At 40.6% G+C, this 26276-nt stretch carries 21 protein-coding genes and 1 riboswitch; of the genes, 7 read left to right on the top strand and 14 right to left on the bottom strand.

Translation table 11 applies throughout. The features are described 5' to 3' along the window. Positions 1-3: 3 nt before the first annotated feature. The 3 genes from potC to potA are packed head-to-tail and all read right to left on the bottom strand — an operon-like array spanning position 4 to position 2733. Positions 4-771 (bottom strand): spermidine/putrescine ABC transporter permease PotC, encoded by a 768-nt coding sequence (gene potC, locus L4F93_RS08095; RefSeq protein WP_250349812.1) that lies wholly within the window; start codon positions 769-771, stop codon positions 4-6. After that, entirely contained in the window at positions 771-1631 is an 861-nt protein-coding gene (gene potB, locus L4F93_RS08100; RefSeq protein WP_250349813.1) for a spermidine/putrescine ABC transporter permease PotB, read from the bottom strand. The genes potC and potB overlap by 1 nt, the downstream gene beginning before the upstream one ends. Next, positions 1618-2733, bottom strand: a complete 1116-nt coding sequence (potA, locus tag L4F93_RS08105) for a spermidine/putrescine ABC transporter ATP-binding protein PotA (protein WP_250349814.1) — start codon at positions 2731-2733, stop codon at positions 1618-1620. Before potA ends, potB begins: the two co-directional genes overlap by 14 nt. Before the next feature lie 201 nt (positions 2734-2934). Here potA and pepT point away from each other — a divergent pair, with 201 nt between their 5' ends. Then, positions 2935-4191 carry a peptidase T gene (pepT, locus tag L4F93_RS08110; protein ID WP_442778828.1) on the top strand — a complete coding sequence of 419 codons (1257 nt, stop codon included), beginning with the start codon at positions 2935-2937 and terminating at the stop codon, positions 4189-4191. Here the strand turns inward: pepT and glnE are convergent. Next, on the bottom strand, positions 4188-7148 hold the full coding sequence (glnE, locus tag L4F93_RS08115) for a bifunctional [glutamate--ammonia ligase]-adenylyl-L-tyrosine phosphorylase/[glutamate--ammonia-ligase] adenylyltransferase (RefSeq protein WP_250349815.1): 2961 nt from the start codon (positions 7146-7148) through the stop codon (positions 4188-4190). The genes pepT and glnE overlap by 4 nt on opposite strands. A gap of 116 nt (positions 7149-7264) precedes the next feature. After that, positions 7265-7353, top strand: a riboswitch (TPP riboswitch). A 43-nt stretch (positions 7354-7396) separates the two neighbouring features. Between glnE and thiB the strand changes: the two genes are divergently transcribed. From thiB to bioB, 4 genes are all read left to right on the top strand, one after another. Then, positions 7397-8404, top strand: coding sequence for a thiamine ABC transporter substrate binding subunit (gene thiB, locus L4F93_RS08120; RefSeq protein WP_250349816.1), 1008 nt, complete (start codon positions 7397-7399; stop codon positions 8402-8404). A 35-nt stretch (positions 8405-8439) separates the two neighbouring features. Beyond that, on the top strand, positions 8440-9999 hold the full coding sequence (gene thiP / locus L4F93_RS08125; RefSeq protein WP_250351665.1) for a thiamine/thiamine pyrophosphate ABC transporter permease ThiP: 1560 nt from the start codon (positions 8440-8442) through the stop codon (positions 9997-9999). A gap of 97 nt (positions 10000-10096) precedes the next feature. Then, positions 10097-10750, top strand: a complete 654-nt coding sequence (gene thiQ / locus L4F93_RS08130) for a thiamine ABC transporter ATP-binding protein (RefSeq protein ID WP_250351666.1) — start codon at positions 10097-10099, stop codon at positions 10748-10750. A 39-nt stretch (positions 10751-10789) separates the two neighbouring features. Beyond that, entirely contained in the window at positions 10790-11803 is a 1014-nt protein-coding gene (gene bioB, locus L4F93_RS08135) for a biotin synthase BioB (RefSeq protein WP_250349817.1), read from the top strand. Between the two features lie 115 nt (positions 11804-11918). Here bioB and L4F93_RS08140 read toward each other — a convergent pair whose 3' ends face one another. Further along, positions 11919-12476 (bottom strand): Crp/Fnr family transcriptional regulator, encoded by a 558-nt coding sequence (locus tag L4F93_RS08140; RefSeq protein WP_250349818.1) that lies wholly within the window; start codon positions 12474-12476, stop codon positions 11919-11921. Between the two features lie 12 nt (positions 12477-12488). Next, positions 12489-13292: a sulfite exporter TauE/SafE family protein gene (locus L4F93_RS08145; RefSeq protein ID WP_250349819.1), complete on the bottom strand. Its 804-nt coding sequence runs from the start codon at positions 13290-13292 to the stop codon at positions 12489-12491. Between the two features lie 290 nt (positions 13293-13582). On the opposite strand from L4F93_RS08145, the gene L4F93_RS08150 reads away from it, so the two are divergent. Beyond that, positions 13583-14647 carry a porin gene (locus L4F93_RS08150; RefSeq protein ID WP_250349820.1) on the top strand — a complete coding sequence of 355 codons (1065 nt, stop codon included), beginning with the start codon at positions 13583-13585 and terminating at the stop codon, positions 14645-14647. A gap of 10 nt (positions 14648-14657) precedes the next feature. Beyond that, the gene (locus tag L4F93_RS08155) at positions 14658-17663 is read left to right on the top strand and encodes a chondroitinase family polysaccharide lyase (RefSeq protein WP_250349821.1); all 3006 of its coding nucleotides are present in this window, start codon (positions 14658-14660) and stop codon (positions 17661-17663) included. Between the two features lie 63 nt (positions 17664-17726). Here L4F93_RS08155 and L4F93_RS08160 read toward each other — a convergent pair whose 3' ends face one another. The 8 genes from L4F93_RS08160 to L4F93_RS08195 form a co-directional block, all read right to left on the bottom strand. After that, on the bottom strand, positions 17727-18917 hold the full coding sequence (locus tag L4F93_RS08160; protein ID WP_250349822.1) for an amino acid aminotransferase: 1191 nt from the start codon (positions 18915-18917) through the stop codon (positions 17727-17729). A gap of 173 nt (positions 18918-19090) precedes the next feature. Then, entirely contained in the window at positions 19091-20188 is a 1098-nt protein-coding gene (gene purK, locus L4F93_RS08165; protein WP_250349823.1) for a 5-(carboxyamino)imidazole ribonucleotide synthase, read from the bottom strand. A gap of 65 nt (positions 20189-20253) precedes the next feature. Then, on the bottom strand, positions 20254-20952 hold the full coding sequence (can, locus tag L4F93_RS08170; protein WP_250349824.1) for a carbonate dehydratase: 699 nt from the start codon (positions 20950-20952) through the stop codon (positions 20254-20256). Positions 20953-21113: 161 nt separating this feature from the next. Beyond that, entirely contained in the window at positions 21114-21920 is an 807-nt protein-coding gene (gene trpA, locus L4F93_RS08175; RefSeq protein ID WP_250349825.1) for a tryptophan synthase subunit alpha, read from the bottom strand. After that, positions 21920-23116: a tryptophan synthase subunit beta gene (gene trpB, locus L4F93_RS08180; protein WP_250349826.1), complete on the bottom strand. Its 1197-nt coding sequence runs from the start codon at positions 23114-23116 to the stop codon at positions 21920-21922. The genes trpA and trpB overlap by 1 nt, the downstream gene beginning before the upstream one ends. A gap of 15 nt (positions 23117-23131) precedes the next feature. Then, positions 23132-24541 carry a bifunctional indole-3-glycerol-phosphate synthase TrpC/phosphoribosylanthranilate isomerase TrpF gene (trpCF, locus tag L4F93_RS08185; RefSeq protein ID WP_250349827.1) on the bottom strand — a complete coding sequence of 470 codons (1410 nt, stop codon included), beginning with the start codon at positions 24539-24541 and terminating at the stop codon, positions 23132-23134. A 15-nt stretch (positions 24542-24556) separates the two neighbouring features. Continuing rightward, positions 24557-25561, bottom strand: coding sequence for an anthranilate phosphoribosyltransferase (gene trpD / locus L4F93_RS08190; protein ID WP_250349828.1), 1005 nt, complete (start codon positions 25559-25561; stop codon positions 24557-24559). A 324-nt stretch (positions 25562-25885) separates the two neighbouring features. Beyond that, positions 25886-26272 carry a tautomerase family protein gene (locus L4F93_RS08195; protein ID WP_250349829.1) on the bottom strand — a complete coding sequence of 129 codons (387 nt, stop codon included), beginning with the start codon at positions 26270-26272 and terminating at the stop codon, positions 25886-25888. Positions 26273-26276 lie beyond the last annotated feature (4 nt).

A 26276-nucleotide genomic window follows, 5' to 3' on the forward strand; every position in this document is an offset into this window, starting at 1 on the left:
GGGCTATTTATCTTTTTTCGCCACAAGCTGACTTAATATGACTAAAGTTAGCGAGAAAATAATCATTATGGTTGCTAGTGCATTCACTTCAGGTGTTACCCCTGTTTTTACCAATGAGAAAATTTTCAGTGGTAAAATTTCGTAGCTGACACCACTTACGAAAGAGGAAACCACAACATCGTCAAGTGAAATGGTAAAGCTGAGTAACCAGCCTGAGACAATGGCAGGCAAGGCTAAAGGCAGAATAATTTTTCGCAGAATGGTAATTTCACTCGCACCTAAATCTTTTGCCGCTTCAAGCATTTTGGCATCAAATCCTTTTAAGCGAGAAAAGACTGTCACCACCACATAAGGCAAGCAGAAGGTAATATGTGCCAGTAATAATGACCAAAAACCTAATGAAATGCCGACAATCATAAATAGGGCAAGTAGGGATACGGCCATAACGATATCAGGCGACATCATAACGATAAATAACATTCCGCTCACTGCTTGTTTACCGCGGAAACGATAGCGATATAAGGCTATGGCGGTTAATCCCCCCACAATGGTGGCAAGGGTTGCCGCAAAAAAGGCAATGGTAACCGAGTGCAATGCAGCTTGGATCAGGGTATCGTTATTAAATAAACGCTCATACCAATTCCAGCTAAACCCTTTCCAACTCAATCCATAACGATCAGCATTAAAAGAATTGGTGACCAAAATGATAATTGGGATATACAAATAAGCGTACACCACCAACATAAAAATATTACGCAGTAAACGACTCATTATTCCAACTCCATTTTCTTATTCATTAATTTACTTGCTTTGTAATAAACAAAAATGAGGAACGCCATTAAAATGGTTAAGCCAATACTAATTGCTGAACCAAATGGCCAGTTACGTGAAATTAAGAACTCGCTCTTAATTACGTTACCCACCAGTAACACTTTCGCACCGCCAAGTAAATCAGCCACATAGAACATTCCCATAGCAGGTAATAGCACTAATAAGCAACCTGCGATAATGCCTGGCATCGTGAGTGGAATAATCACTTTGACAAAGCGTTGGAAACTGTTTGCTCCTAAGTCTTTAGCCGCTTCTAATAAACGGTGATCTAATTTTTCAATAGCGGCATACAATGGCAAAATCATAAATGGTAATAATAAATAGACTAAACCAATAATTACCGCCACTTCGGTATTTAGAATACGAATTGGTTCGTTAATTATGCCTAAGGTCAGTAATGTGCTATTTAACACCCCTTTTACGCCAAGGAAAATTTTCATTCCATAAATACGAATGAGTGAGTTTGTCCAAAATGGTAAAACCACTAAAAAAAGCAAAATTGGGCGATATTTTTCCTTAATTTTGCTAATCATAAAGGCAAAAGGGTAACCAATAATTAAACAAATAATGGTGGCAATACCCGACATATAAAGTGAATTCCACACCACTTGGGCATAAAGCGGTTCAAATAGGCGTGTGTAATTCTCAAAGGTAAATGGCAATGCATAAAAATCACTGCCATCACGGGTTAAGAAACTGACTGTTAGCACCAATAGGTTAGGCGCTAATACAAACAAAATTAACCAAGCAAAGATGGTTGTAATGGTAATTTTTTGAAATCCCGTATTAGCTGTCTTCATCGTCTAACACAACCTCCCAACCTTCGTGCCAAGTGAGGGCGACCTTTTGTCCTACTGAGTGATCAATATGCGGATCATCTTCATTGAAGAATTCACTCACTAACACTTTCATATCATTATGATCAAGAATAATGCTGGATTCCAATGTCATTCCTTTATAGTTACGATCAGAAACGTGTCCGATAATCGCTTTAGATTGCTCATTTTCATCTAATTCTTCAATCACAATATCTTCAGGGCGTAAAAGCACTTTCAAGTGTTGATCTGGTTGAACCGGTAAATCCGTATAGATTTCACAAATACGTCCTTCAACATTGGCTTTTACGGTTTTTTCGCTTACACGCTCAATCACTTTGGCATCAAAAACGTTGATCTCACCAATAAAGCGTGCAACAAATAAATTCTTCGGCTCTTCGTAAATTTCACGAGGCGTACCGTCTTGTTCAATATTCCCTTTGTTCATTACGATAATACGATCAGACATCGTCAAGGCTTCTTCTTGATCGTGAGTAACGAAAATAAAGGTAATCCCTAATTGACGTTGCAATGCTTTCAGTTCATTTTGCATTTCTTTACGCAATTTATAATCCAATGCAGAAAGAGATTCGTCTAGTAATAATACTTTTGGCTTATTGACTACCGCTCTTGCAATGGCAATACGCTGTTGCTGACCGCCAGAAAGCTGAGTGGGTTTACGTTCAGCCATTTCTTCTAAACGAACCATACGTAAGGCTTCCATTACACGCGGCTTAATTTCTGCGTTTGGCACTTTTTGCATACGTAAACCAAAAGCCACATTCTCAAAAATCGTCATATGTGGGAAAAGAGCATAACTTTGGAATACGGTATTCACAAAGCGACGTTCTGCCGGCACGTCAGTAATATCCTGACCGTCAAGAATAATCTTACCGCCGTTAGGATCTTCTAATCCTGCGATTAAACGTAAAACAGTGGTTTTACCACAGCCTGAAGGCCCTAAAATCGTCAAAAATTCGCCATTGTTAATGGTAAGATTTAAACCATCAATAATCGTTTTGTCGCCATAAGACTTAGTTAAAGAACGAAGCTCAATAATCGGTTTGGTTTGAACTGAATTTTCCACTAGCTTTGGTTTTCTCCCTAACAAGTTGGTTGAACAATCAATAGATAAAAATAAGTGCTAATGATATAGCGAACGCCCCACAATGAAAAGCAATTAATCACATTTTGCCTAAAAAAATTAGGTTGAATTTTGTTATATATCAATACCTCAAGCCAACAGCCTCGTTAGAATAAAATGCAACAATTTTTGTAAAGCGATAAAATGATTATGGAAAATAGCACGCAATATCAAGAAGGATTACTGGAACGTTTTTTAAACTATGTGAGTTTTGATACACAAGCAAAGTTTAATGCCAAACCCATTCCCAGCTCCATAGGGCAAGCAAAGTTAGCCAAATTTCTGCAACAAGAGCTTTTCGCACTGGGCTTGCAACAAATTGAATTAAGTAAACAAGGTATTCTGACCGCATTTTTGCCTTCCAATATTAGCCCCCAAATGCCAACAATTGGGTTTATTAGTCATCTTGATACGTCACCGCAATGTAGTAGCAAACATACCTTACCTGAAGTGATTGAAAATTATCGCGGAGGTGATATTTCTCTTGGCGTTGGTGAGGAATTTATTAGCCCTGTATATCATCCGTTTTTGCAAAAACTGATTAACAAAACCTTGGTGGTGAGTGATGGAAAAACCTTGTTAGGGGCAGATAATAAAGCAGGAATTGCAGAAATTCTGACCGCACTTTATATTTTGCAACAAAATCATCTTTCTCATTGCAATATTCGCCTCGCCTTTGTGCCAGATAAAGAAACAGGGCAAGGAATGAAACATTTTCCTTTTGATAAATTTACTTGTGATTGGGCATATTGTCTTGCAGGGGAAGGGGTTGGCAGTTTGGGCTATGAAAATGTGAATGTTGCTACCGCCACCGTAACGCTTTATGGACGCAATATTCAAGCTGGCGTAGGCAAAGATAAAATGCGTAACGCATTGACATTAGCGTGTGAATTTCAAAAAGGCTTGCCTGCTCAAGAAGTGCCAGAAAAAACAGAACGAAAACAAGGTTTTTTTCATTTAGAAAGTCTAGCGGGCGATATTGAAAAAGTGGAAATGCGCTATTTAATTTGTGATTTTGATCGGGTGAGCTTTGAGCAACGTAAGGCATTTTTGGCGATGATGATTGTGGATTTTAATCGCAAAAAACGTTTAAGAAAGAAAGCACAGCTAAGTATTGAAGATCAATATAGCAATATGGCTGAGATCATTAAACAACAGCCAAAATCGCTCCAACTTGCTGATTTAGCTATGAAGCAATGTGGTATTGAACCTATTCTCACGCCGATTCGTTCAGGCTATCTTGGTGCAAAATTGGCGGAAAAGCAAATTCCTTGCCCAATGTTATTTACGGGCGGATACAATTTTCATAGCAAGCAAGAACTGACCACCCTTGAAGGAATGTGGGACGCAACAAGGGTGATTGTAAAAATGGCCCAGTTAGCCAATAAACTCTGTGGCTAATCAAATAACGTTTGCCAAATTTGGCGAATAAACTGCCGTTCAGATTGATATTCTGCTTGCTTTACCACCGCAGGCAAGCCAAGTAAATTTAAATGATGAATACGGTTGCGTAGGCGAGTGTAGGCATTTTTCAAATGTTCAGAAATATCAACATTTATCACCGCACTTTTGTTTTCGCTATTTTGGAGTTCTGCCATTGACTCAAAAATCCGCACATTATCTGACCAAATGGTTAAATTAGGGTATTGCGGCGCGTAAGCCAATACCAAATATTGGGCGATAAACTCAATATCCGTAATGCCGCCTTGATCGGTTTTAATGTTAAATTCATCAGGATTGGTATGGGCAAGATGTTGATACATTTTCTCACGCATTGCTTTTACGTCTTCCTTAAGTTTGACAAGATCCCGTGGCGCAGAAAGTACCTTACGGCGAATTTGTTCAAAGCGTTGGCGTAAGGCAACATCGCCATAAACGGCTCGGCTTCGTACAAGCGCTTGTTTTTCCCACGTCCAAGCGTCATTAAGCTGATAATTCTCAAAGGCACTTAGCGAGCAGCCAAGTAAACCCGCATCACCAGACGGGCGTAGGCGAATATCGATATCATAAAGCACTCCCGCACTCGTATTCATACTAAAAATACTGATGATTTTTTGCGTCAGTTTGAGATAAAACTGATTGCTGTCGATCACTTTTTTGCCGCCTTGCGTTTGACCTGTTTTGCTACCGTCAAACAGAAAGACCAAATCCAAATCAGATTTGTAGCCCAGTTCAATGCCACCTAATTTGCCATAGCCAATGACTAAGAAACCTTTCTCATTAGGCGGAAGATATTCAGGAATACCAAAGCGCGCAGTAACTTGTTGCCAAGCAAGCTCTACAACGGCAGCAATAATCGCTTCTGCCAAATAGGTCAAATGATCGCTTACTTTCATTACGGGCAATGCGCCGAGAATATCTGCGGCTGCCACACGTAACAAGGTGCTTTGCTTAAATTGACGCAGGGCATCAATAAACTGTTCTTCGTCATCTTGCGGTAAACGGAGTAGATATTGCTTTAATTCGCTGGCATATTCGCTGAAATCGGTCGGGTTTAATAATGCGTTGCGATCTAATAATTCATCAAGCAAAATGGGGTGTCGCGCCACTTGTTGAGCAATAAGCTGTGAGTGTGAACATAGCTCAATGAGCTGATTGAGTACTTGCGGATTTTCCACTAATAATTCCAAATAGGCGGTGCGAGTGAGAATTTTATCCACAATATCCAACATTCGGGGGAGCAAGCTTTCATAGGCTTGATGTTGAAACACTTGAGTAAGTAGCATCGGCATTAACTGCCTTAATACGCCACGCCCTCTGCTTCCAATCGGACGGCGAGCCAGTTCGTTGCGAAACTGAGTAAGGCGTTGTAGGAGCGGTGCATTTTCTGCCAATGTTATGCCATTTTGTTGCAGAATGAGCAGAAGATCTTCCTCATTGAAATCCGTTTCTAAAAAATCGTTCCATTGGCTATTTTCTTGTGGTGAGGGATCATTTTCTGCACCAATTAATTGTGAAAAAACCGACCGCACTTTATTTTGGTACGATTGTAATAAGGCATCAAAATCCGCCCAGCTTGTTATGCTATTTTCCACGAGGACAGGCTGTTTTTGCGTATTCCATTGGGTATAACGTTGCAGAGCAACAATCAGGCGCTGGCGATCCAGCTCTTTTTCTGGCAAAAGCTGAGTTTGTTTGTCGTCAATGGCTTGCAACACATTTTCTACACGGCGTAAAAAAAGGTAAGCATTTTTTAAATCAGTGACTTCTTGAGAGCTAAGTAAAGCGAGTTGTTCCAATTCAGGTAATATGTGAAGCAATCCGTGTTGTTGCAATTTAATTTCACGTCCACCACGAATAAGTTGGAAAACCTGTACAATAAATTCAATTTCACGAATGCCTCCCGCGCCCAGTTTGATATTATCCGATAACCCACGGCGTCGCACTTCCCGTTCAATTTTATGTTTCATTTCGCGTAAAGATTGGATAACGCTAAAATCAATATAACGGCGGTAAATAAAAGGGCGGAGTAAATTTTGTAAGTTTTTGACATTGGGATCTTGCGGATCAGCGCCTAAGATACGCCCTTTGATCATTGCATAACGTTCCCAATCTCGTCCTTGTTCTTGGTAATATTGTTCCATTGCGGTAAAACTTAGGGCTAATGCCCCCGCTTCACCAAAGGGGCGCAGACGCATATCTGTGCGATACACAAAGCCATCAGGGGTATATTGATCTAAGGCATTAATCAAACGTTGTCCTAAGCGAGTGAAGAAGACACTATTTTCAATAGAACGCCTTGCGCCTTGCGTTTCGCCGTTAGCAGGGTAGGTAAAAATGAGATCAATATCTGAGGAAAAGTTCAGCTCAAAACCGCCTAGTTTCCCCATTCCTAAAATATAAAGTTGTTGCGGTTTGCCGTGGCTATCCATCGGTATACCCATTTCAGCACAGGCACGCTGATAAAGCCAATCCCGAGCGGCAATAATAATGGTTTCTGCCAATTGTGAAAGGGCAATGAAAATTTCTTCGACCGTCGCTAAGTTTAAACTTTGACATAAACTTAACTTCGCCATTTCGCGATGACGAAAAAGACGTAATTGGCGATAAAGTTGGGTGTCATCAGTAACTTCTTGAAGTAAGGAATGCAAGGCTTGTTGGTAATAGGCTGTATTTTCTAAATGGGGGAATTGTTGCCAACATTGGTGTAAAAAGTGCGGTTGTTTTTTTAACGTTTCTGCAACAAAATCAGACATTGCAATGCCTTGTGCCAGTTTACCTATTAGGCTAGTCGGATCATTTTTCTGCTGTGCAAGTTGCGTGTAAAGCCCTTCATTATAATGTTCAGGGTAATGCTGAATTAAACAATCTGCCAGTGTTTTCAACGTATCGTCAAGGTGAGGAACAGAAAATGCCATAGGTTATCCTTATCAATCATTAACTGATTGCTAACTATAAAGAAATTTTAAGAATTTTTAAATACATAGATTGCATTGGTAAAGGAAAATTACTACACTGAACGCGAGCTAGAGGCTCAAATTAGTCGGGGTGCTTGATAGCTGAGATCATACCCGTGAACCTGATACAGTTAATACTGACGTAGGAAACTAATTTTTTTGCTGTTCACGTCAATATTGCTGGTCGTTTTTTATTGGAAGGAAACACTATGCAATTCAAAAAATCTTTTTCTCTTACTTTTCTTACCGCACTTTTGGGCACTAGTCTGATGGCGACACCAAGCTCCGCGCAAGAGGTGCAAGTTTATACTTATGATAGTTTTAGTGCTGATTGGGGCGCCGGTCCAAAAGTGAAAGCGCTGTTTGAGCAAACTCACCCCCAATGTCAGGTGAATTATGTGCCTTTTGATAGCACTGGGGTAATGTTTAATCGGATTCGCCTTGAAGGGAAAAAGAGCAAAGCCGATATTGTGCTAGGCTTAGATCAAACAATGCTTGAAGAAGCGAAAAAGACCTCATTATTTGCAGAACATCAGGTGCCAATGGCGCAACTTTCTTTACCTGAGAAGTGGGAAGATAAGGTGTTCTTACCTTATGATTTTGGTGCTTATGCCTTCGTGTATCATAAAGAAAAATTATCAAACCCACCGAAAAGCCTAAAAGAATTGGTTGATAATCAACAACTTCGCATCATTTATCAAGATCCGCGTACCAGTGGCGTAGGGCGTGGATTAGTGATCTTAATGAATGAAGTTTATGGCGATGATGTAGAGGCGGCGTGGAAGAAATTGGCTCGCCATACCGTTACCGTAGGGAAAGGTTGGTCAGAAACTTACGGCGCATTTTTAAAAGGCGAATCAGATTTGGTGTTTAGTTATAACACTTCACCACTTTATCATCTCTTAAATGACAAGGATGCCAATTATGCCGCGACAGATTTTGCTGAAGGGCAAGTGCTACAAATTGAAACCGCAGCGCGAATGGCAAATCACCCTAACGCTTGTGCTGATGCCTTTATGCAATTTTTGATTACTCCAGAAGCGCAACGCCAAATTTCACAAAAAAATATTATGTTTGCCGTTATTGATGAAAAAATTGAACCGCACTTTGATGCGTTGAAACAAGCACAGCAAAGCAAAACCACGTTGGGAAGTGGCGTCAATACAGAACAATTAAAACAATGGACGAACACTTGGCAAGCCAGCTTAACACAATAATACGCCGTTACGTGCAAAAATTCCCCCTTTCTTCAATGCTTGGGGGAATGGGCGTGATATTGCTATTGGCGACATTTTATGGCTTTACCTTAAGTGCGGTGTTAAATCTTGGCAATCATCAGCAATGGACAGCGCTTTGGAAAGATGACTACATTCGCCACGTTATCGCCTTTAGTTTTGGGCAGGCATTTCTTTCGGCATTCTTATCGGTGAGTATCGGATTATTATTTGCCCGTGCGTTTTTTTACCAAGATTTCCGTGGTAAATCGCTTATTTTGAAATTATTTTCCCTCACTTTTGTGTTACCAGCTTTGGTGGCTGTACTAGGACTATTAGGGATTTACGGACATTCAGGTTGGGTGGCAAGGTTATTTTCCGCCCTTGAGATTGACTGGAAACCCAATATTTATGGCTTAAGTGGCATTTTAATCGCACATTTATTTTTTAATATTCCTTTAGCAAGCCGTCTATTTTTGCAAGCCCTATCAAGCATTCCTAATCAGCAACGTCAGCTTAGTTCACAGCTTAATATTCGCGGTTGGCAATTTATTCGTTTAATCGAATTACCTTATTTACGCCAACAATTTTTGCCTGCCTTTGCGTTAATTTTTATGCTTTGCTTTACTAGCTTTGCCATTGTACTCACACTTGGTGGTGGGCCAGCGTATACCACCTTAGAAGTGGCGATTTACCAAGCCATTTTATTTGAATTTGATTTACCTAAAGCGGCAATGTTAGCGTTGTTGCAATGCGGTTTTTGTGTCCTATTGCTTATGATGAGCAGCTTCTTTCATCGCAAAGATCCTAGCCAGCTCGATTTACGCCAGTTCTGGCGAGAAAAGCAGACAAGTGCGGTACAAATTTGGCAAGTTTTTTGTGTGGGCAGTGTGCTGATTTTTATTTTTTTACCCTTGCTTTATATGGTGGTGGCAGGATTAGATTGGGACGCGTGGCAAAAAGTGGCACAAAATCCCCAGTTATGGCGTGCTTTGGGTTATTCCTTAAGTATTGCACTATGTTCTGCGCTATTTGCTATTGTATTTTCAATGGCATTACTCTTGCTCGTGCTACGCTTAGCTTGGCAAAGCCACCGTTATTGTGCCAATGTCATTAGTAATATGGGGATGATCGTGCTTGCGATCCCAACTTTAGTGGTGGCGTTAGGGCTATTTATTCGTTTGCAAGATCTTGATTTTCAGCCGTGGCATCTTCTCCTTATTGTAGCGTTTTGTAATGGCATTTTGGCAATGCCTTTTGTGATTCGCACGCTTTCTGCCCCAATGTATCAAACAATGCAATATGAGCGACTTTGCCAATCTCTTGGCGTGCAAGGCTGGCAACGCTGGCGAGTGGTAGAATGGCAAACTTTGCGTTCAGCGATGCGGTATGCTAGCGCATTGGCTTGTGCCTTATCGCTGGGCGATTTCACAGCGATTGCTTTATTTGGTAATCAAGATTTCATCTCTTTGCCTTATTTGCTTTATCAGCAATTAGGCTCATATCGTATGCAAGAAGCGAGCGTAACCGCTTTAATTTTATTAGGGTTATGTGGTCTGTTATTTATGATGATTGAAAAACCGCAAAATGTGGCATAGCGAAAAGCAAGAGCAAAGCGAAAATAGCAAAAAATTGCACCGCACTTTGTTTTTGTTCGATATTGGTTCTTATTACGTTAATGATTTAGACAAGATAATGATTAAACTGGATACTTATTTTCATTACCCCAATCAAGCGATGCACTTCCAACTGCATATTTCGGCGGGACAACGTGTTGCCATAGTGGGGGCGAGTGGGGCGGGGAAAAGCACTTTACTCAATTTAATTGCTGGATTTGAACTCTCCGATAAGGGGGAAATTTGGCTTAATGGGCAAAATCACACCTTTAGCGCGCCTCATCAGCGTCCTGTTTCGATGCTCTTTCAAGAGAATAATTTGTTTACGCATTTAACGGTGGCTGAAAATATCGCCTTAGGTTTAAAGCCTAGTTTAACGCTGAGTGCGGAAGAAAAAGCACAAGTGGAAAAGGCGGCAAGTGCGGTCGGATTAGGCGATTTTTTATCTCGCTTACCTAATGCCCTTTCTGGCGGGCAGAAACAGCGTGTCGCTTTAGCTCGTTGTCTGCTTCGTGATAAACCGATTTTATTGCTTGATGAACCATTTTCTGCGCTCGATCCTCATTTGCGTCAAGAAATGTTGAATTTATTAGAGAATTTATCTCAGCAGAAAACATTGACGTTGCTCATTGTTACTCATCAACCTAATGAATTAGTCGGAAAAATTGATCGCCTTTTATGTGTTGAAAATGGTAGGATTAGTGATAAATCATTACCTGAATTAAAAATTTAGGTCTAAAATAGACCGCACTTTTTGTAATAAGGATAATTTATGACAATCACAAACATTCAAATTCCTTCTTTAACACCGCACCCAACCTTAGAATATTGGTCAGTGTGTAAAGTGGAAGCGTTATTTGAAACCCCTTTTTTAGAGTTGGTGTATCGTGCCGCTCAGGTTCATCGTGAGAATTTTAATCCACGGGCGATTCAACTTTCTACCTTAATGTCGATTAAAACAGGGGGGTGCCCTGAGGATTGTGGTTATTGTCCACAATCGGCACGCTATCAAACAGGGGTGCAAAATCAACAATTAATTAATGTTGATGAGATTGTTGAGAAAGCGAAAGTGGCAAAATCCCGTGGTGCAAGTCGTTTTTGTATGGGGGCGGCTTGGCGTGGGCCAAAACCAAAAGATATTGAAAAAATCACCACGATTATTAAAGCAGTAAAAGATCTGGGGCTAGAAACCTGCGGGACGTTTGGCTTATTGCAAGATGGTATGGCGGAAGATTTGAAAAAAGCTGGGTTGGATTACTACAATCATAATATTGATACCGCACCAGAGCATTATGAAAAAATTATTGGCACACGCCAATTTGATGATCGTATTAATACCCTTGGGAAAGTGCGTAAAGCCGGCTTAAAGGTATGTTGTGGGGGAATTGTTGGGATGGATGAAACACGGAAAGAACGTGCCGCATTTATTGCCAGCTTAGCTAATCTCGATCCACAACCAGAATCCGTGCCAATCAACCAATTAGTGAAAGTGGAAGGCACGCCATTGGCTGAGGCGGCGGAATTAGATTGGACGGAGTTTGTGCGTACCATTGCCGTTGCACGAATTGTGATGCCAAAAAGTTATGTCCGTTTATCTGCGGGACGTCAAGGAATGTCAGAAGAAATGCAAGCAATGTGTTTTATGGCTGGGGCAAATTCGATTTTCTATGGGGATAAGCTATTAGTAACAGAAAATCCTGAAGAAGATGGCGATCAGCTTCTAATGGCAAAACTTGATCTTGAACCAGAAACAGAAGAAAATCGTCTGCAACAAGAACAAAATTAATGTAACGATTTATTGACGCAATGGCAGCATAGACGCTGCCATTTTTATTGCGATGTCAGTTTAACAAGATAATCCAATGCGCTAAGTACAGGCTAAACCGTTGAGGAAAATGAAATTACGATAATAAATTTTTCTTTCTTAAATCACGGGTAATGCGAATAGCAGTTTCGGTTTCACAGCCTGCATACTCAGCGATTTCTCGGTGTGTCCAATGGTAATCAGGAAAGTTTTCTGTTAAGAAATAAATACTGTCAATTACACGATCTAAACTTTTTAAATACGCACTTTTAGCAAGGCGATCTTCTGCATCACGCAGTTCATTTGAAAGAATTTGGAATAAAAAGCGAATGGTTTCAGGGTTTTCTAAAAAGAAGGAATCAATATGTTGTGGCGTGATTTTGATAATTTCTGCTTCTCTTAACACTTTGGCTGTACAGTGATATTTTTTATCACCAAATAGGGTACGAAATCCAAAATAATCCCCTGCTTTATAAATTCTCACTAAACTTTCTTTACCATTTTCAAGGGTATGATATAAGCCAATAAGCCCATTTTTTACACAATAAAACGAGTGGGCAGTTTCCCCTTGACGATAAAGCTGAGTGCCTTTTTCAACAGCAACCAAATGATTATATTGACAATTTTTAAAATTCATCGGTTTAAGCATTTCCATATCCTATATAATTTATCCTTGTATTACTCGCAATAGTAGCATATAGCAAGCAATAAAAAGCAAGATCATACTAAGCAATTTACGTGCGGTTTCCTCTTTGATAATGCCACGAAGTTTCATACTGATAAAACTCATAAAAAAAGCACTTAGCACGACAATGAGTACAATGGAGAAACTCACATAGCCAATCTGTAAGGAATGGGGGATAATCACTTCTGGGGTTTTGGTTAAATAGCCGTAAAGATTGCCAATGCCACCAATCACCATCATATAATTGGTATAAACCGCCACACTTTTAATGCTAACACTGGGCAACTGGCTAATTAGTGGCGACATAATTGAGCCACCACCGATCCCTGTAATCCCAGCAATTCCCCCACCCAGAAAGCAGAACAGGCTACCACGTAAGCAATCTTTTTTCTGTGCTTGTTGCTTTTTCTTATTGTTCGGATGCAAAAAGGTTTTTAATGCCAATACAATCAGCGTAATGACAAAGACCCCTATTATCAGGTTATCTGAAACATTAAAGCTGAGATGAAAGCCAAGTTGTACACCAATGATCATACTTAGTGACCAAAGGAGCAATTTTTTCTTATCAATCTCAATATTTAGCTTATAAAAGTAAAACAGATTAATTAACGCTGATCCCATTACGATAGTCAGTGAAGTGGCAGAAATCATTTGGATTGGCATATAAGGGAAAAGTGTATGTAAAATGGGTACCATCAACACCCCGCCACCAATACCAAAAATAGCTGACATCAGGTTAGTTAATATACCGCATAAAAGAAGAATAATGATCAAAGAAAAGGTCATAGTCTATCCTTATGATTTTTCCTTTATTATGAATAATCAAATTAATAATCCTTATGATCGGCATCATAAAAGCAAATATCAAAACTCTGTTTTAATATTTTTGTGATCTTGATCTTATTTTTAAAGTGCGGTGCTTTTCCCCTGTGAAATATTTGCCTATGATAAGGTTGAATGCTCAGTTTTAGTTATTTTTTTGTCGTATCTAACCAGCTTGAACATCGCAATGGCTCAGATTAATCGTCTTTGATTTGAGGTGTCTTTTCACAATAAATAATAAGGATAATTGTTATATGAAAAAATCACTTTCCCTTCTTGCACTTTCACTTATTGCCGCAACAAGTACAGCAAGTGCGGTAGAAATTTATAAAAAAGATGGCACCAGCGTACAGCTTAATGGGCAATTTAGACCAATGCTTGCGCATACCGAAGGGCAGCGTTCAGATTTGCGTGATCGTGGCTCGCGTGTGGAGTTTATCTTTGCACAAGATATGACAGAAGAGATACGATTAATCGGTAAAACCAGAATTGTTTTTAGTGGAAAAGATGCCAGTGGTAGCAATCATTCAGGTTTTGGTGATCCGCGTACGGCACAACTTTATCTTGGTATAGAACATAAAGCCGTAGGACGTTTATATTTAGGTCGTTTACCAACCAATGGCGATGCCATTATGTTAGGTGATTGGCAGTTAGGAGGAAGCGGACGTAATCCACTTACCGCAGAAGCCAATAAAGGCTTGCATTTCCGTTCTGTAGAATTAGCTGGGTTCCAATTTGGTTCGGATTATTTATTTGGTTCGGCTGAAAAAGGAGTGGATAACTCACCGAAGCATTTAAAAAATGGCTACGGGCTTGCACTCTATTATACCAATAAATTGAATGACGACTGGCGATTACGCTTTAGAGCGGGTTACACTCGCGATAATTATGATAGTTATCAATTCTCTGCACCAGATAGCGCAGGAATAAATCAATCTTGGATTGAAAAAAATGTAAATCGTTCTGCGTGGCGTGTGGCGGCGGAAGTGAAATACCGTAATTTAGAAGTTGCTTATAACTATGGTGAATTAAAAGATCTACAACGTGCGAACTACCTTGATCATAATGCAGTAAAAGAAAAAAGACATTTCCTTGCAGCAAAATATTTCATCACACCAAAATTTGCTGGTTATAGCCAATTCCGTTATGAAAAACGGGGTGAAAATGTGAACCACGGTTACACCTTAGGGCTTGATTATCGCCCAATCAAAGACTTAATCACCTTTATTGAATTTGGACGTGATCGTAATATCAGTAACGTGAATGTGCATAATAAATATGTAAATCAATACTACACGGGTTTCCGTTTCTTATTCTAAGGGAGAGCCTATGAAAGCGAGCTTATTTCCAAAGCTAAGCCTATTAACTGCTTGTGTCATCACGGGCAGTGTGAATGCGGCGAATTATGCGTGGGATTTTTTTGAAAAAGCACAGCCTCCAGCTTATTTAACCGTTACAAATGGGCAAGTTGCACCGAGTGCGTTGCATTACAAAGATGGGAAGCAGGCGTTGCATTGGCAGTTTGAGCCAAAAGGGCGCTTAGTGTTTTCACAAAATTTAGATTTTTCACAAAATGACGATATTTTGCCGCAAACGTTTATGCTATGGCTTTATAACGATAACGCCTTAAAACAGCCTTTGCAATTTGCTTTTGAACAAAATGGTCAGGTAAAAAAATCCTTTAAAATCAATTTAGATTTTACAGGCTGGCGGGGGATTGCGGTGCCATTTCGTGATATGCAAGGCGAAAATGTGACAAGCTTAGACAAGTTGGTGATTCAAGCGCCTGATGAAGCGGGATCACTTTATTTAGATCAGCTTTTATTCAATGTTCCTGTGGATAATCGTTACCCAATTCCTGATTATCAAGCCTCTTTTGTTAATCCTACTGCAAGTACGGCAGTGAATAAAAACTGGAATGGTTTGCTGTTGTATGATCAAATGTTAAGCAAAAATTACCCGCACTTTGATTTTAATAGAAGTCTGCATTCCGATCCGCAAAGTGAAAGCATTTACCAACGTTTTGAGCAAGTGTTAAATGTGTTTACGGATAAACCAAGTGCGGTGGATTTTTCACAAATTTTACAAAAATATCAAGCTTTTAATATCAGTGAAAAAGAGGGCGTCATTCAAGGTCCAATGCTTGATTTCCCTGCTCGACAGAAGTTTATGAAAAATGATCAAGTGTTTAGCAAGCAAGATCAAGATTTCTTACTTCGTTCTGTGTCAATGCGTGAGCTAGGTAAAGTGATGTTAGAAAGTGCAAAAGCCTTGCGCATGGGGCAATTGACAGAGGAACAACGCCAACAGCTGGAAGCCAAATTCTTACTTGCCACCCGTTATTTATTTGATCAAGGTTTTGTGCGTGGTAGCAGTATCCAAATTGTTACCCATATGGGCTATCAAAACCGAGAACTTTTTGATGCGTGGTTCTTAATGCGTGATTTACTTGAAAAGCAAGGATTGCTTGAACAAGCACAAGGCGCAATGGCGTGGTTTAGTGGAACAGGGCGTATTTTTGAGCCTGATGAACGTATTGTTGAAGCAAATGTGGATATTTTAAATACGCAACTCCAATGGATTGTAAAAAGTATTTTACTGTTACCAAATGAACAGCAACGAACAGGCTTGTTAAAACAATTTTCCCATTGGTTGAGTACCACCATTTTACAATCAAAAGGGGTTGCAGGGGGATTTAAGCCGGATGGCTCAATTTTCCACCATTCACAACATTACACCGCATATGGAAAAGACGCTTTTGGTGGGCTAGCCCCTGTGGTTTATGCTATGAGTGATTCACCTTATGCACTTAATCAAGATGCCCGAGAACGTCTAAATGATGTGTTATATAAAATGTGGGTTTATAGTAAAGATGGGCATATCCCAATTGTTATTAGTGGGCGCCACCCAACGGGAAAATTTTCTGTTGCTGCAGCACCATTTAAATGGTTTGCCTTAGCAGGTAATGAGAAAAATGGGGAAAAAATTAACCGCACTTTTGCAGGAATTTATGCGGCATTATCGCATAAGCCAACCTTTGAACAAGTTCCAGCCATTGCAGAACCCGTAGGGGCTTGGACGATGAATTATGCGTCAATGGTAATACAACGCCGTCATCAAGATGATCCAAACTTGTCTTGGCTTGCTATTGCACGAGGATTTAGTCGCTATTTAGTAGGAAATGAATCTTACGAGAAAAACAATCGCTATGGACGGTATATGTCCTATGGTGCATTAGAAATTATCCCCCAACATTTTGATGATCGTGGTTATCGTTATGATGGTTGGGATTGGAACCGTTTCCCTGGCACAACAACCATTCATCTGCCTTATCCAGAGCTAAAAGCACAGTTGTTACAACTTCCTGCTGCGGGGCTTGAGGAAATGCTACTTTCCACAGAAACCTATGCAGGTGGAACAGATTTGCATAATAACAGTATGTATGCAATGAAACTGCGTGGACACAGTAAATATCAGCAAGATTCTCTATTTGCACGAAAATCTTATTTCCTATTTGATAACCAAATTATTGCATTAGGGACAGATATTCAGAATGCTGATAAACAACATAGAACAGAAACCACCTTATTCCAGCATAGTGTGGCAGAACTTCAATCTGTTTTAGTCAATGGAAATGCTGTTTCGGCATTAGGCACAAAACAAGAGATTAAACAAGCAGTTACCTTTGCGGATCCTGCCGGTAATCGCTATTATGTGCCAGAAGGGCAAAATGTTGTGTTTACTTATCAAGAACAAGAATCTGTTGATGATCGTGATGATAAACCAACGAAAGGGAAATTTGCCACAGCGGTTATTGATCACGGTGTCGCCCCGAAAAATGGGCAATATGAATATACCATTCTTGTTGCGGCTAAAAATGATCAAATGCCAGCTTATCAAAAATTATCGCAAACGAATAAACTGCACGCAGTCAAAGATAAGCATAGTGGACAAGAAGCCTATGCTTATTTTGAAGCAGAGCATAATGATGTAGGTGGGATTGTACTTGGATCGGATCAGCCTGTTATGGTGATGGCACAACAGCAAGATCAATCACTTGATTTATCTATTGTGAATCCAGATCTCGCTTTCTATAAAGGGATTGAAGCGGATCAGGTTAAAGCGGGCAAACAAGCCGAAGTTAGTATTTATTCCCGTCAATGGCGTGAAAGCGCTTCTCAGACACAAAATTCTACCTTAACGGTAAAAGGTAAATGGCAGCTTAAACAGGCTAGCCAGTGTGCAACGGCAACGGTGAAAGGGGAGACCACATTGATATCCACCCAAACCACAGATGCAACACCTTGCAAAGTGAGATTAGTCGCAGCGAAATAGCGCCTAAAAAACCATAAAAAAATACCGCACTTTAAAGTGCGGTATTATTTTTTCAAATTTTGATTAAAGCACTTTTACAATACTTTCACAAAGGTAACGAATGTTGTCTTCGGTGATACCTGCAACATTGATTCGCCCTGAACGTACAGCATAAATAGCAAATTCTTCTTTTAAGCGATCGACTTGCTCTGGTGTTAAACCACTAAATGAGAACATACCGTTTTGTTGTTCAATAAAGCTGAAGTCTTGCTGTGCGCCGTATTCTTTTAATAATGCGACGAATTGGTGACGCATTTCTTTAATACGATGACGCATTTCCCCTAGCTCGGTTGTCCATTCTTCTCTTAGTGCTGGATCGGCGAGTACGATCGCCACACTGGAAGCGCCGTGGGAGGCAGGGTTAGAGTAGAGTGTGCGGATAATGGATTTCACTTGAGTCAATGCTGTTGTGGCGATTTCCGCGGTTTCGGCAACTAAGGTAAACGCACCAACACGCTCATTATATAAGCCGAAGTTTTTAGAATAAGAACTCGCAATTAATAATTCTTTATGGTTCGCTGCGAAAGTGCGTAAACCAAAGGCATCTTCTTCTAAACCATTTGCTAACCCTTGATAAGCGAAGTCGAATAGCGGTAACCAGCCATTTTTAGCAGACATTTCAGCCAGTTGTTGCCATTGTTCTGGGGTTGGGTCGATACCTGTCGGGTTATGGCAGCAGCCGTGTAATAACACCACATCGCCTTCACTTGCATTGCTTAAATCAGCGATTAAATTCTCCCAGTCAAGAGCTTTGCGTTCTGCATCATAGTAACGATATTCGCGAATAGTTACGCCCACCGCATTAAAAATCGCATTATGGTTTGGCCAAGTAGGCGTGCTAATCCAAACATTTTGGGCTTTTGTTTGACGTTTAATAAATTCTGCGGCAATACGCAATGCTCCAGTTCCACCAAGGCTTTGTACGGTTTTAGCTCGTCCTTGTTTTACAATTTCTGAATGCTCGCCAAACAAAACGCCTTGCGTACGCGCATTAAAATCAGCAACACCATCAATCGAAAGATAATTTTTGGTAGTTTCAGCCTCAAATAAACGTTGTTCGGCTGATTTCACCGCTTTCATAATGGGTGTGTTGCCTTTAGCATCTTTATAGACACCAATCCCTAAGTTGATTTTGTGAGTACGATCATCGGCTTTAAAGGCTTCACCTAAACCTAAAATAGGATCGGCTGGAGCAGCATTAATATGTTCAAACATCGTGATTATCCTTCTAATGTTGTGTTGAATTTGTGGTTAATAATGTTATTTCTCTAAGAGAAGAAATCCTGTGTAACGTTATACTTGAGAATTCCCTCTGTTCGCAAGTATTTATTAGTACTAAGTTGGCTTTCTGTCTAAGAAAGTCAATATTTTTTCAAAAAATGCGATGATTATTTAGATAATTTCAATTTGTCTTTTGCCCAAGCTAAACCAGATTGATATTCTTGTGGCAGTACTTGCGAAAATTTATCCAGTAAATGCACTAGTTCTTGACGATCTGGATGAGCCAAATTGATATGCCCTAGCTTACGTCCTTCACGCACTTCTTTACCATACCAATGCAATTGACTAAATGGCATATTGAGCCATTGCAGATTATGCGTTGTGCCAATTAAATTAATCATCATTGCGGGCATTGTGCTAGTCAGTTCTGGTGTTGGCAAATTGAGTAATGCTCGTAAATGAAGTTCAAATTGGCTGATTGCACAACCTAGTTGCGTCCAATGTCCACTGTTATGTACTCGAGGCGCAAGTTCATTAATGAGTAATTTATCGCCAATGACAAAACATTCCATTGCCATCACGCCGATATAATCTAGCTTGTGCATTATTTTTGCTAACATCGCTTCTGCTTGCTGTTGTAATACAGCCTGTTGTGGCTGAGCGCTATCTGCGACGCTATAACGTAAAATACCGTTTTGTTGCAGATTGTGTGTAATCGGATAAAAACGGGTTGCGCCGTCTTTAAATCTTGCCCCCACTAGAGATATTTCACCATCAAAGGGAATAAATTTTTCCGCAATGACTTCGCCATATAAATCTTGAGTGATTTGCGCCTGATTTTCTTCGGTGATGATCCATTGACCACGTCCGTCATATCCCCCAGTACGGCGTTTCACCACAACTTTATCGCCAATTTGCTGCCAAATATCTTGCCATTGGGAGGCAGAATGAATGAGTGTCCAAGGGGAAGTGGGAAGATTGAGTTCATCAAGAAGCGATTTTTGCGAAAGGCGGTCGGCGAGTAAGCCAAAAACGGAACGATTAATAAACTGCGGATGATTGGCTAAGGTTTCTGTCAGAGGTGTGTTTTCCCATCGTTCAATTTCTGCGGTAATTAAGCAACCTTCTTCCAGTTCAAACACGGGGGCATTGAAAGGCAATGGCACAACCTGAATATCTAAAGGCGCACCAGCATAGCGCAACATTCGTCCAAGTTGCCCATTACCTAACACATAAATAACAGGGTACAAAGCACTTTTTTGCATTATAAAATCCTTGATGATGTTGGTTAAAAAATAATGCCGCATAGAAAGTGCGGGGCATTTTTTGCTTATTTTTCTATTTGTTCAGTCGGCGTTTCAGCGTTTTCTTGTTCATCTTCATTTTGTTTTAAAAGACGAGAAATCGCACTTAAATAAGAAATTTCCAGCGTTTCGCGGCTCGTTGCCATTACGCCTTGATCAATCAAATAGCCGTCATTCACATCATAAACCCAGCCGTGTAGGGAAAGTTTTTTCCCCCGTTTCCACGCCGATTGCACAATAGAAGAACGCCCAAGGTTGTAAACTTGCTCTGCAACGTTGAGTTTGGTTAGCATATCCGCACGTTTTTCTGGCGGCAGTTTACCCAATAAATGGCTATGTTTAAACCAAATATCACGAATATGTAATAACCAATTATTTATCAAGCCTAAATCCTGTTCTGACATCGCCGCTTTAATTCCACCGCAGTTGGTATGCCCACAAATGATAATATGTTCAATATCCAATACATCCACAGCATATTGCACCACTGAAAGGCAGTTTAAATCGGTATGGATCACTTGGTTTGCCACATTGCGATGGACAAACAGCTCACCGGGTCCAAGGTTGGTGAGCTTTTCCGCCGGCACACGACTATCAGAACAACCAATCCACAAATAACTTGGCTTTTGATGATCAGCAAGCTCACGAAAATAATCGGAATTTTCCTCTTTCATTCGTGTTGCCCAGCTATAATTATTGGCGAAAAGTTGCTCGATTTTTTTCATTGAAATACTCCAAAATTAATGGATGCACAGTATAACGAATAATAAGACAAGGGTAAATTAAACTATACGAGATAAACAACAGGTATGAGTTGCTGGGGAAAGAGCGGTGAAAAATTAACAAAAATTTCACCGCACTTTTATGTTTTGAATTGAAGTTTAGCTTACAACGTGGCGTCTTTCATCGCTTTCACAAACTGAGCCAATTCGCTCAAGCATTTTTGATGATTATCTAGATTGCGTTCGATAATTTTGACTGTTGCAGAGCCTGAAATAGCCCCGGCTGCACCAAGTTGCAAGGCTTCTTTTACTTGTTGAGGCTGGGCGATGCCAAAACCTTGTAGAATTGGCGGCGCTTGGTGGGCTTTAAGTTGTTCTACAAGGGTATCTAAATTTGCTGCATGGCTTTGGTTTTCTGCACTGGTTACGCCAGCGCGAGAAACTAAATAGGTGTAGCCTTCGCTATGTTGTGCTACGCCTTTAATGGTTGCTTCATCCGCATTTGGTGGGCAGATAAACACAGGTTGTATGCCGTGTTTTTTCGCAGCACGGATATAAGGTTCAGCTGCAAGTAAAGGAATATCTGCCACAAGCACGGCATCCACGCCCACTTCGGTACAACGTTGATAGAAATGATCTAAACCCTGTGCATAAATTAAATTCGCACATAATAATAAACTGATCGGAATTTCAGGATATTTCGTCCGCACTTTTGCCAGCAGCTCAAAACTTTCTGCCGTACTACAACCAGCATTTAAGGCACGATTGTTAGCCGCTTGAATGACGGGGCCGTCTAATAAGGGATCAGAAAAAGGAAAACCCAGTTCTAACGCATCTGCACCGTTATCGACAAGGGTACAAATAATCTCAAAAGAGCGTGCTAAATCGGGATCGCATAGCGTGACAAACGGCACGAATGCGCCTTCATTTTTAGTATTAAGTTGGGTGAATAAGGTTTCAAAACGGCTCATTACACTTTCCCCTTTTCAGTTAAGATTTTATCCACTGTGAAAATATCTTTATCCCCACGCCCTGATAAATTTACGACGATTAATTGTTCTTTGTTTGGATTTTGTTGGATTAATTTTAACGCATAAGCCAACGCGTGTGAGCTTTCCAACGCAGGGATAATACCTTCGTGTTTGGCTAGCGCTTGGAAGGCATCTAGGGCTTCATCGTCCGTAATACTTTCATATTCTGCACGTCCGATAGCGTGTAAATGGGCGTGTTGTGGTCCCACAGAAGGGAAGTCTAAGCCCGCAGAAATACTGTAAGATTCTTCGATTTGTCCATCATCGGTTTGCATAATTGGCGATTTCATTCCGAAATAAATCCCCACTTTACCGTGGCGAAGTGGCGCGCCGTGTTGCCCAGTGGTAATGCCTTTGCCGGCAGGTTCAATGCCGATTAAACGTACTTGTGGTTGATCAATGAAATCAGCAAACATTCCAATGGCGTTAGACCCCCCGCCTACGGCAGCGATAATCACATCAGGTAAACGCCCTTCTTTTTCTAAAATTTGGCGTTTGGTTTCTTCGCCGATCATTTTTTGAAATTCACGCACGATAGTTGGGAAAGGGTGAGGCCCTGCTGCGGTACCAAGTAAATAATGTGTGGTTTCATAGTTGGCAGACCAATCGCGCATTGCTTCACAACAGGCATCTTTTAACGAGCAAGAGCCTTTTTCAACGGGGATAACTTCCGCCCCCATCAAACGCATACGAAACACATTTGGTGATTGACGCTCCACATCTTTTGCCCCCATATAAATACGGCAAGGCATATCCAACATTGCACAAGCAAGGGCCGTAGCAACCCCGTGCTGACCAGCACCTGTTTCAGCAATGATGCGTGTTTTTCCCATTCGTTTAGCAAGTAAAATTTGCCCTAAAACTTGGTTAGTTTTGTGCGCACCACCGTGCAATAAATCTTCCCGTTTTAGGTAAAGTTTTGTTTTAGTACCTTTGGTGAGATTACGACACAGGGTCAATGCGGTAGGACGACCGGCATAGTTTTTCAGTAAATCTTGAAATTCCGCTTGAAATTCAGGATCGGCTTGTGCCGTTACAAAGGCGTGTTCCAGTTGTTTTAGCACAGGGACTAAAATTTCTGGCACATACATTCCGCCAAATTCACCAAAATACGGGTTAAGCTGGGTTTCTGACATAATTTTTCCTTATGCTTAATAATCTAAAATTTGTTGAAATAATTGCGCGAGCTTGTGGGCGTCTTTCACACCCGCACTGCTTTCAGCGCCTGAATTAATATCTAAACCTAAGCAATGTTGCGATAGGGCAAGTGCGACATTTTCCAGATTAATGCCCCCTGCGAGCATTGCTTTATTTTTTATTTCAGTAGGAATGAGCGACCAATCAAAGGGTTGCCCTGTACCACCTTGTTGCTTGGCAAGTTGGCTATCGAGGACATAGCGATCAATATGTGAAATGGGTTCAATTTGTACCGCACTTTGTTTTTCTACTGGAATGGAAATGGCTTGCCAAATTTGGCATTCAGTAGGCAATTGCTGACGTAATTGTGCAATAAATTCTGCCTTTTCACTACCGTGTAACTGGACGGCAAAAAGCGTTAGCTGAGAAGCAATTTTTACAATAAAATCAATTTGTTGATTTTGGAACACACCGACAAAGCGTAATGGGGCTTGCGTCACAAGTTCTTGCGCTTGACGTAAAGACAATTTGCGTTTTGAGGTTTCAGCAAAAATCAATCCACCATATAAACCACCTTGTTGATACACGGCTTGAACATCTTGAGGGCGTGTTAGACCACAGACTTTATTTTCACCAAATATCACCGCCCTTACCGCATTGTTCAAATCATCGCTTCCCATTAGGCTGCTGCCAATTAAAAAGCCATTGACATAAGGTTTTAATTGTTGAACTTGTTGATGAGAATAAATGCCTGATTCGCTAATGATGATGCGATCCGCTGGGATCTGGCGAGCAAGAGGCGGTGTGCGGTCAAGATCGACAGAAAGATCGTGTAAATCACGATTGTTTATTCCGATAACTTTCGCCGCTAATGCAATAGCACGTTCTAATTCTTGCTGATTAGAGGTTTCTGTTAGCACCCCCATACCTAATTCGTGGGCTAATTCTGCCAGTTGTGAATAAGTTTCATCATCTAACACGGAAAGCATCAGTAAAATCGCGTCAGCTTGGTGATAGCGTGCAAGGTAAACTTGATATGGGCTAATCATAAAATCTTTGCACAGCACAGGTTGGCTAACCTGCTGACGAACTTGCTGAATATAAGCAAAATCCCCTTGAAAATATTTTTCATCCGTAAGCACGGAAATGGCTGCGGCATAATGCTTATATACTTGAGCAATTTCATCAAGGTTAAAGTCTGCACGAATTAAGCCCTTAGAAGGTGAGGCCTTTTTGCATTCTAAAATATAAGCCGGACGTTGATGCGTACCTTGTGCTAATGCTTGATAAAAAGAGCGGTCAGATTTTTCAAGTTTTTTTTCAAATGCTTGCAAAGGGAAGGCTTGCGATTTTGCCTCCACCCATTGTGCTTTATCTTGCACAATTTTTTGTAAAATCGTTGGAGTTTGGTTGTTAATGATCATTGTGTTTTCTCTTGATTATTCTACTGCACGCAATGCGATTAAGGTTTCAAACGCTTTTCCTGAGGCAAGCACAGCAAGCACTTTTTCAGCATTTTGTTTCAAATCTTCATAGCCGAATAATTTCATTAATAAGGCGGTATTCATTGCCACCGCTTGGGCGTGTTCTGCTTTGCCTTTGCCTTGTAAAAGTGCGGTCAAAAATTTTGCATTTTCTTCTGGCTCACCGCCACGCAGACTTTCTAATGGTTGCGGCTCAAAACCAAAATCGTAAGGGCTTAGACTATAACGTTCAATTTTTCCATCACGAATTTCTGCCACTTCTGTTTTGCCGTGGATGGCGACTTCATCTAAACCCGCACCGTGTACCACAATGCTGTGTTTATGCCCTAAACGTACAGCCGTTTCTGCATAAGGGGCAATCAATTCGGGGGAATATACACCTAATAATTGATGTTTTGGGCGAGCAGGGTTACATAATGGGCCTAAAATATTAAAAATAGTGCGTGTTTTTAATGCTTGGCGAACAGGCACAGCGTGTTTGAAACCTGGGTGATATTGTTGTGCGAATAAAAAGCAAATGCCAATTTCATCAAGGGCTTGGCGTGCTTGTTCCGCACTAATATTAATATTGACCCCTAATGCACTGAGAACATCACTTGCCCCAGTTTTACTGGATACGCTACGATTGCCGTGCTTTGCCACTTTCAAACCACAAGCAGCCCCCACAATGGCAGACGCTGTGGAGATATTAATGGTGTTTGCGCCATCGCCACCGGTACCAACAATATCGGCAAACACATAATCAGGCGTTGGGAAATGGTTGGCATTAGCAAGGACGGCATTGACCGCACCGCTGATTTCTTCTGCACTTTCTCCACGCAATTTTAGCGCAATGAGTGCGGCTGCTAGCTGTTCGTTATTTAATTCGCCTTGCAAAATGGCATTAAATAGCTGTTCTGCTTGCGCTTGGGATAAAGATTGTTTATCAAAAAGTTGGTTAAGAAGTTGTTCGGTTTGCATTGGGTATTCCTTTCAATTCTGTTAATTTTATTTTTAAATTTTAATCGTGTATATCTATTTTAGGTTTAGGTTTTCGCCCTAAAGGCGACCTACTTTTCTTTGCTTGTGCAAAGCAAAGTAGGCAAAAGAAAGCACACCCTAGTCTTGTTTTTCCTCATTCCAACTAAATTTTTCGGGCGGCGAAAAAAGAGATCTTGTTCCGTTTCACTACACAAAATTACAATTTTTTTTCGCCTAAAAATTTAGCTTCCATTCGGACGAGACTGAAGGGAACCCGAAGGTGCTTTGTTTAATATTTCATAATAACTAAAATACAAAGTTTGGCTAACGATAAATGCTGTAACTGAGATCTTTTGCTTCATCACCTGTCATTCCACGAAATCCCCAGCAGTGAGCTGGCTGCTCTTTTATGGTGATCTCGACATCTATGGGAGAAAGATTGAGTTTATTTTCTAATTCACAAAAAAGCATTTTAATTAATCGTTTTTTAGTAAATTCAGTCCTGCCTTGCATAAGATTAATTTCAATGGCGGTGAAATCTTGACTACGTCCGCTAGGTAGATACAAATTTTCTGCTTCTGTCCCTTGGAAATAAATAAAATGTTTACCCGTTGGAATATCCATTTCAAGATTCAAGCAAGCATAAATAATTTCTGCAAGCTGTGCCTTGCGTGAATTTAGGCGATCTTTTAATCCATAAACAATAATCATCGTG

It is taken from the genome of Avibacterium sp. 20-132 (assembly GCF_023611925.1).
GTDB lineage: Bacteria > Pseudomonadota > Gammaproteobacteria > Enterobacterales > Pasteurellaceae > Avibacterium.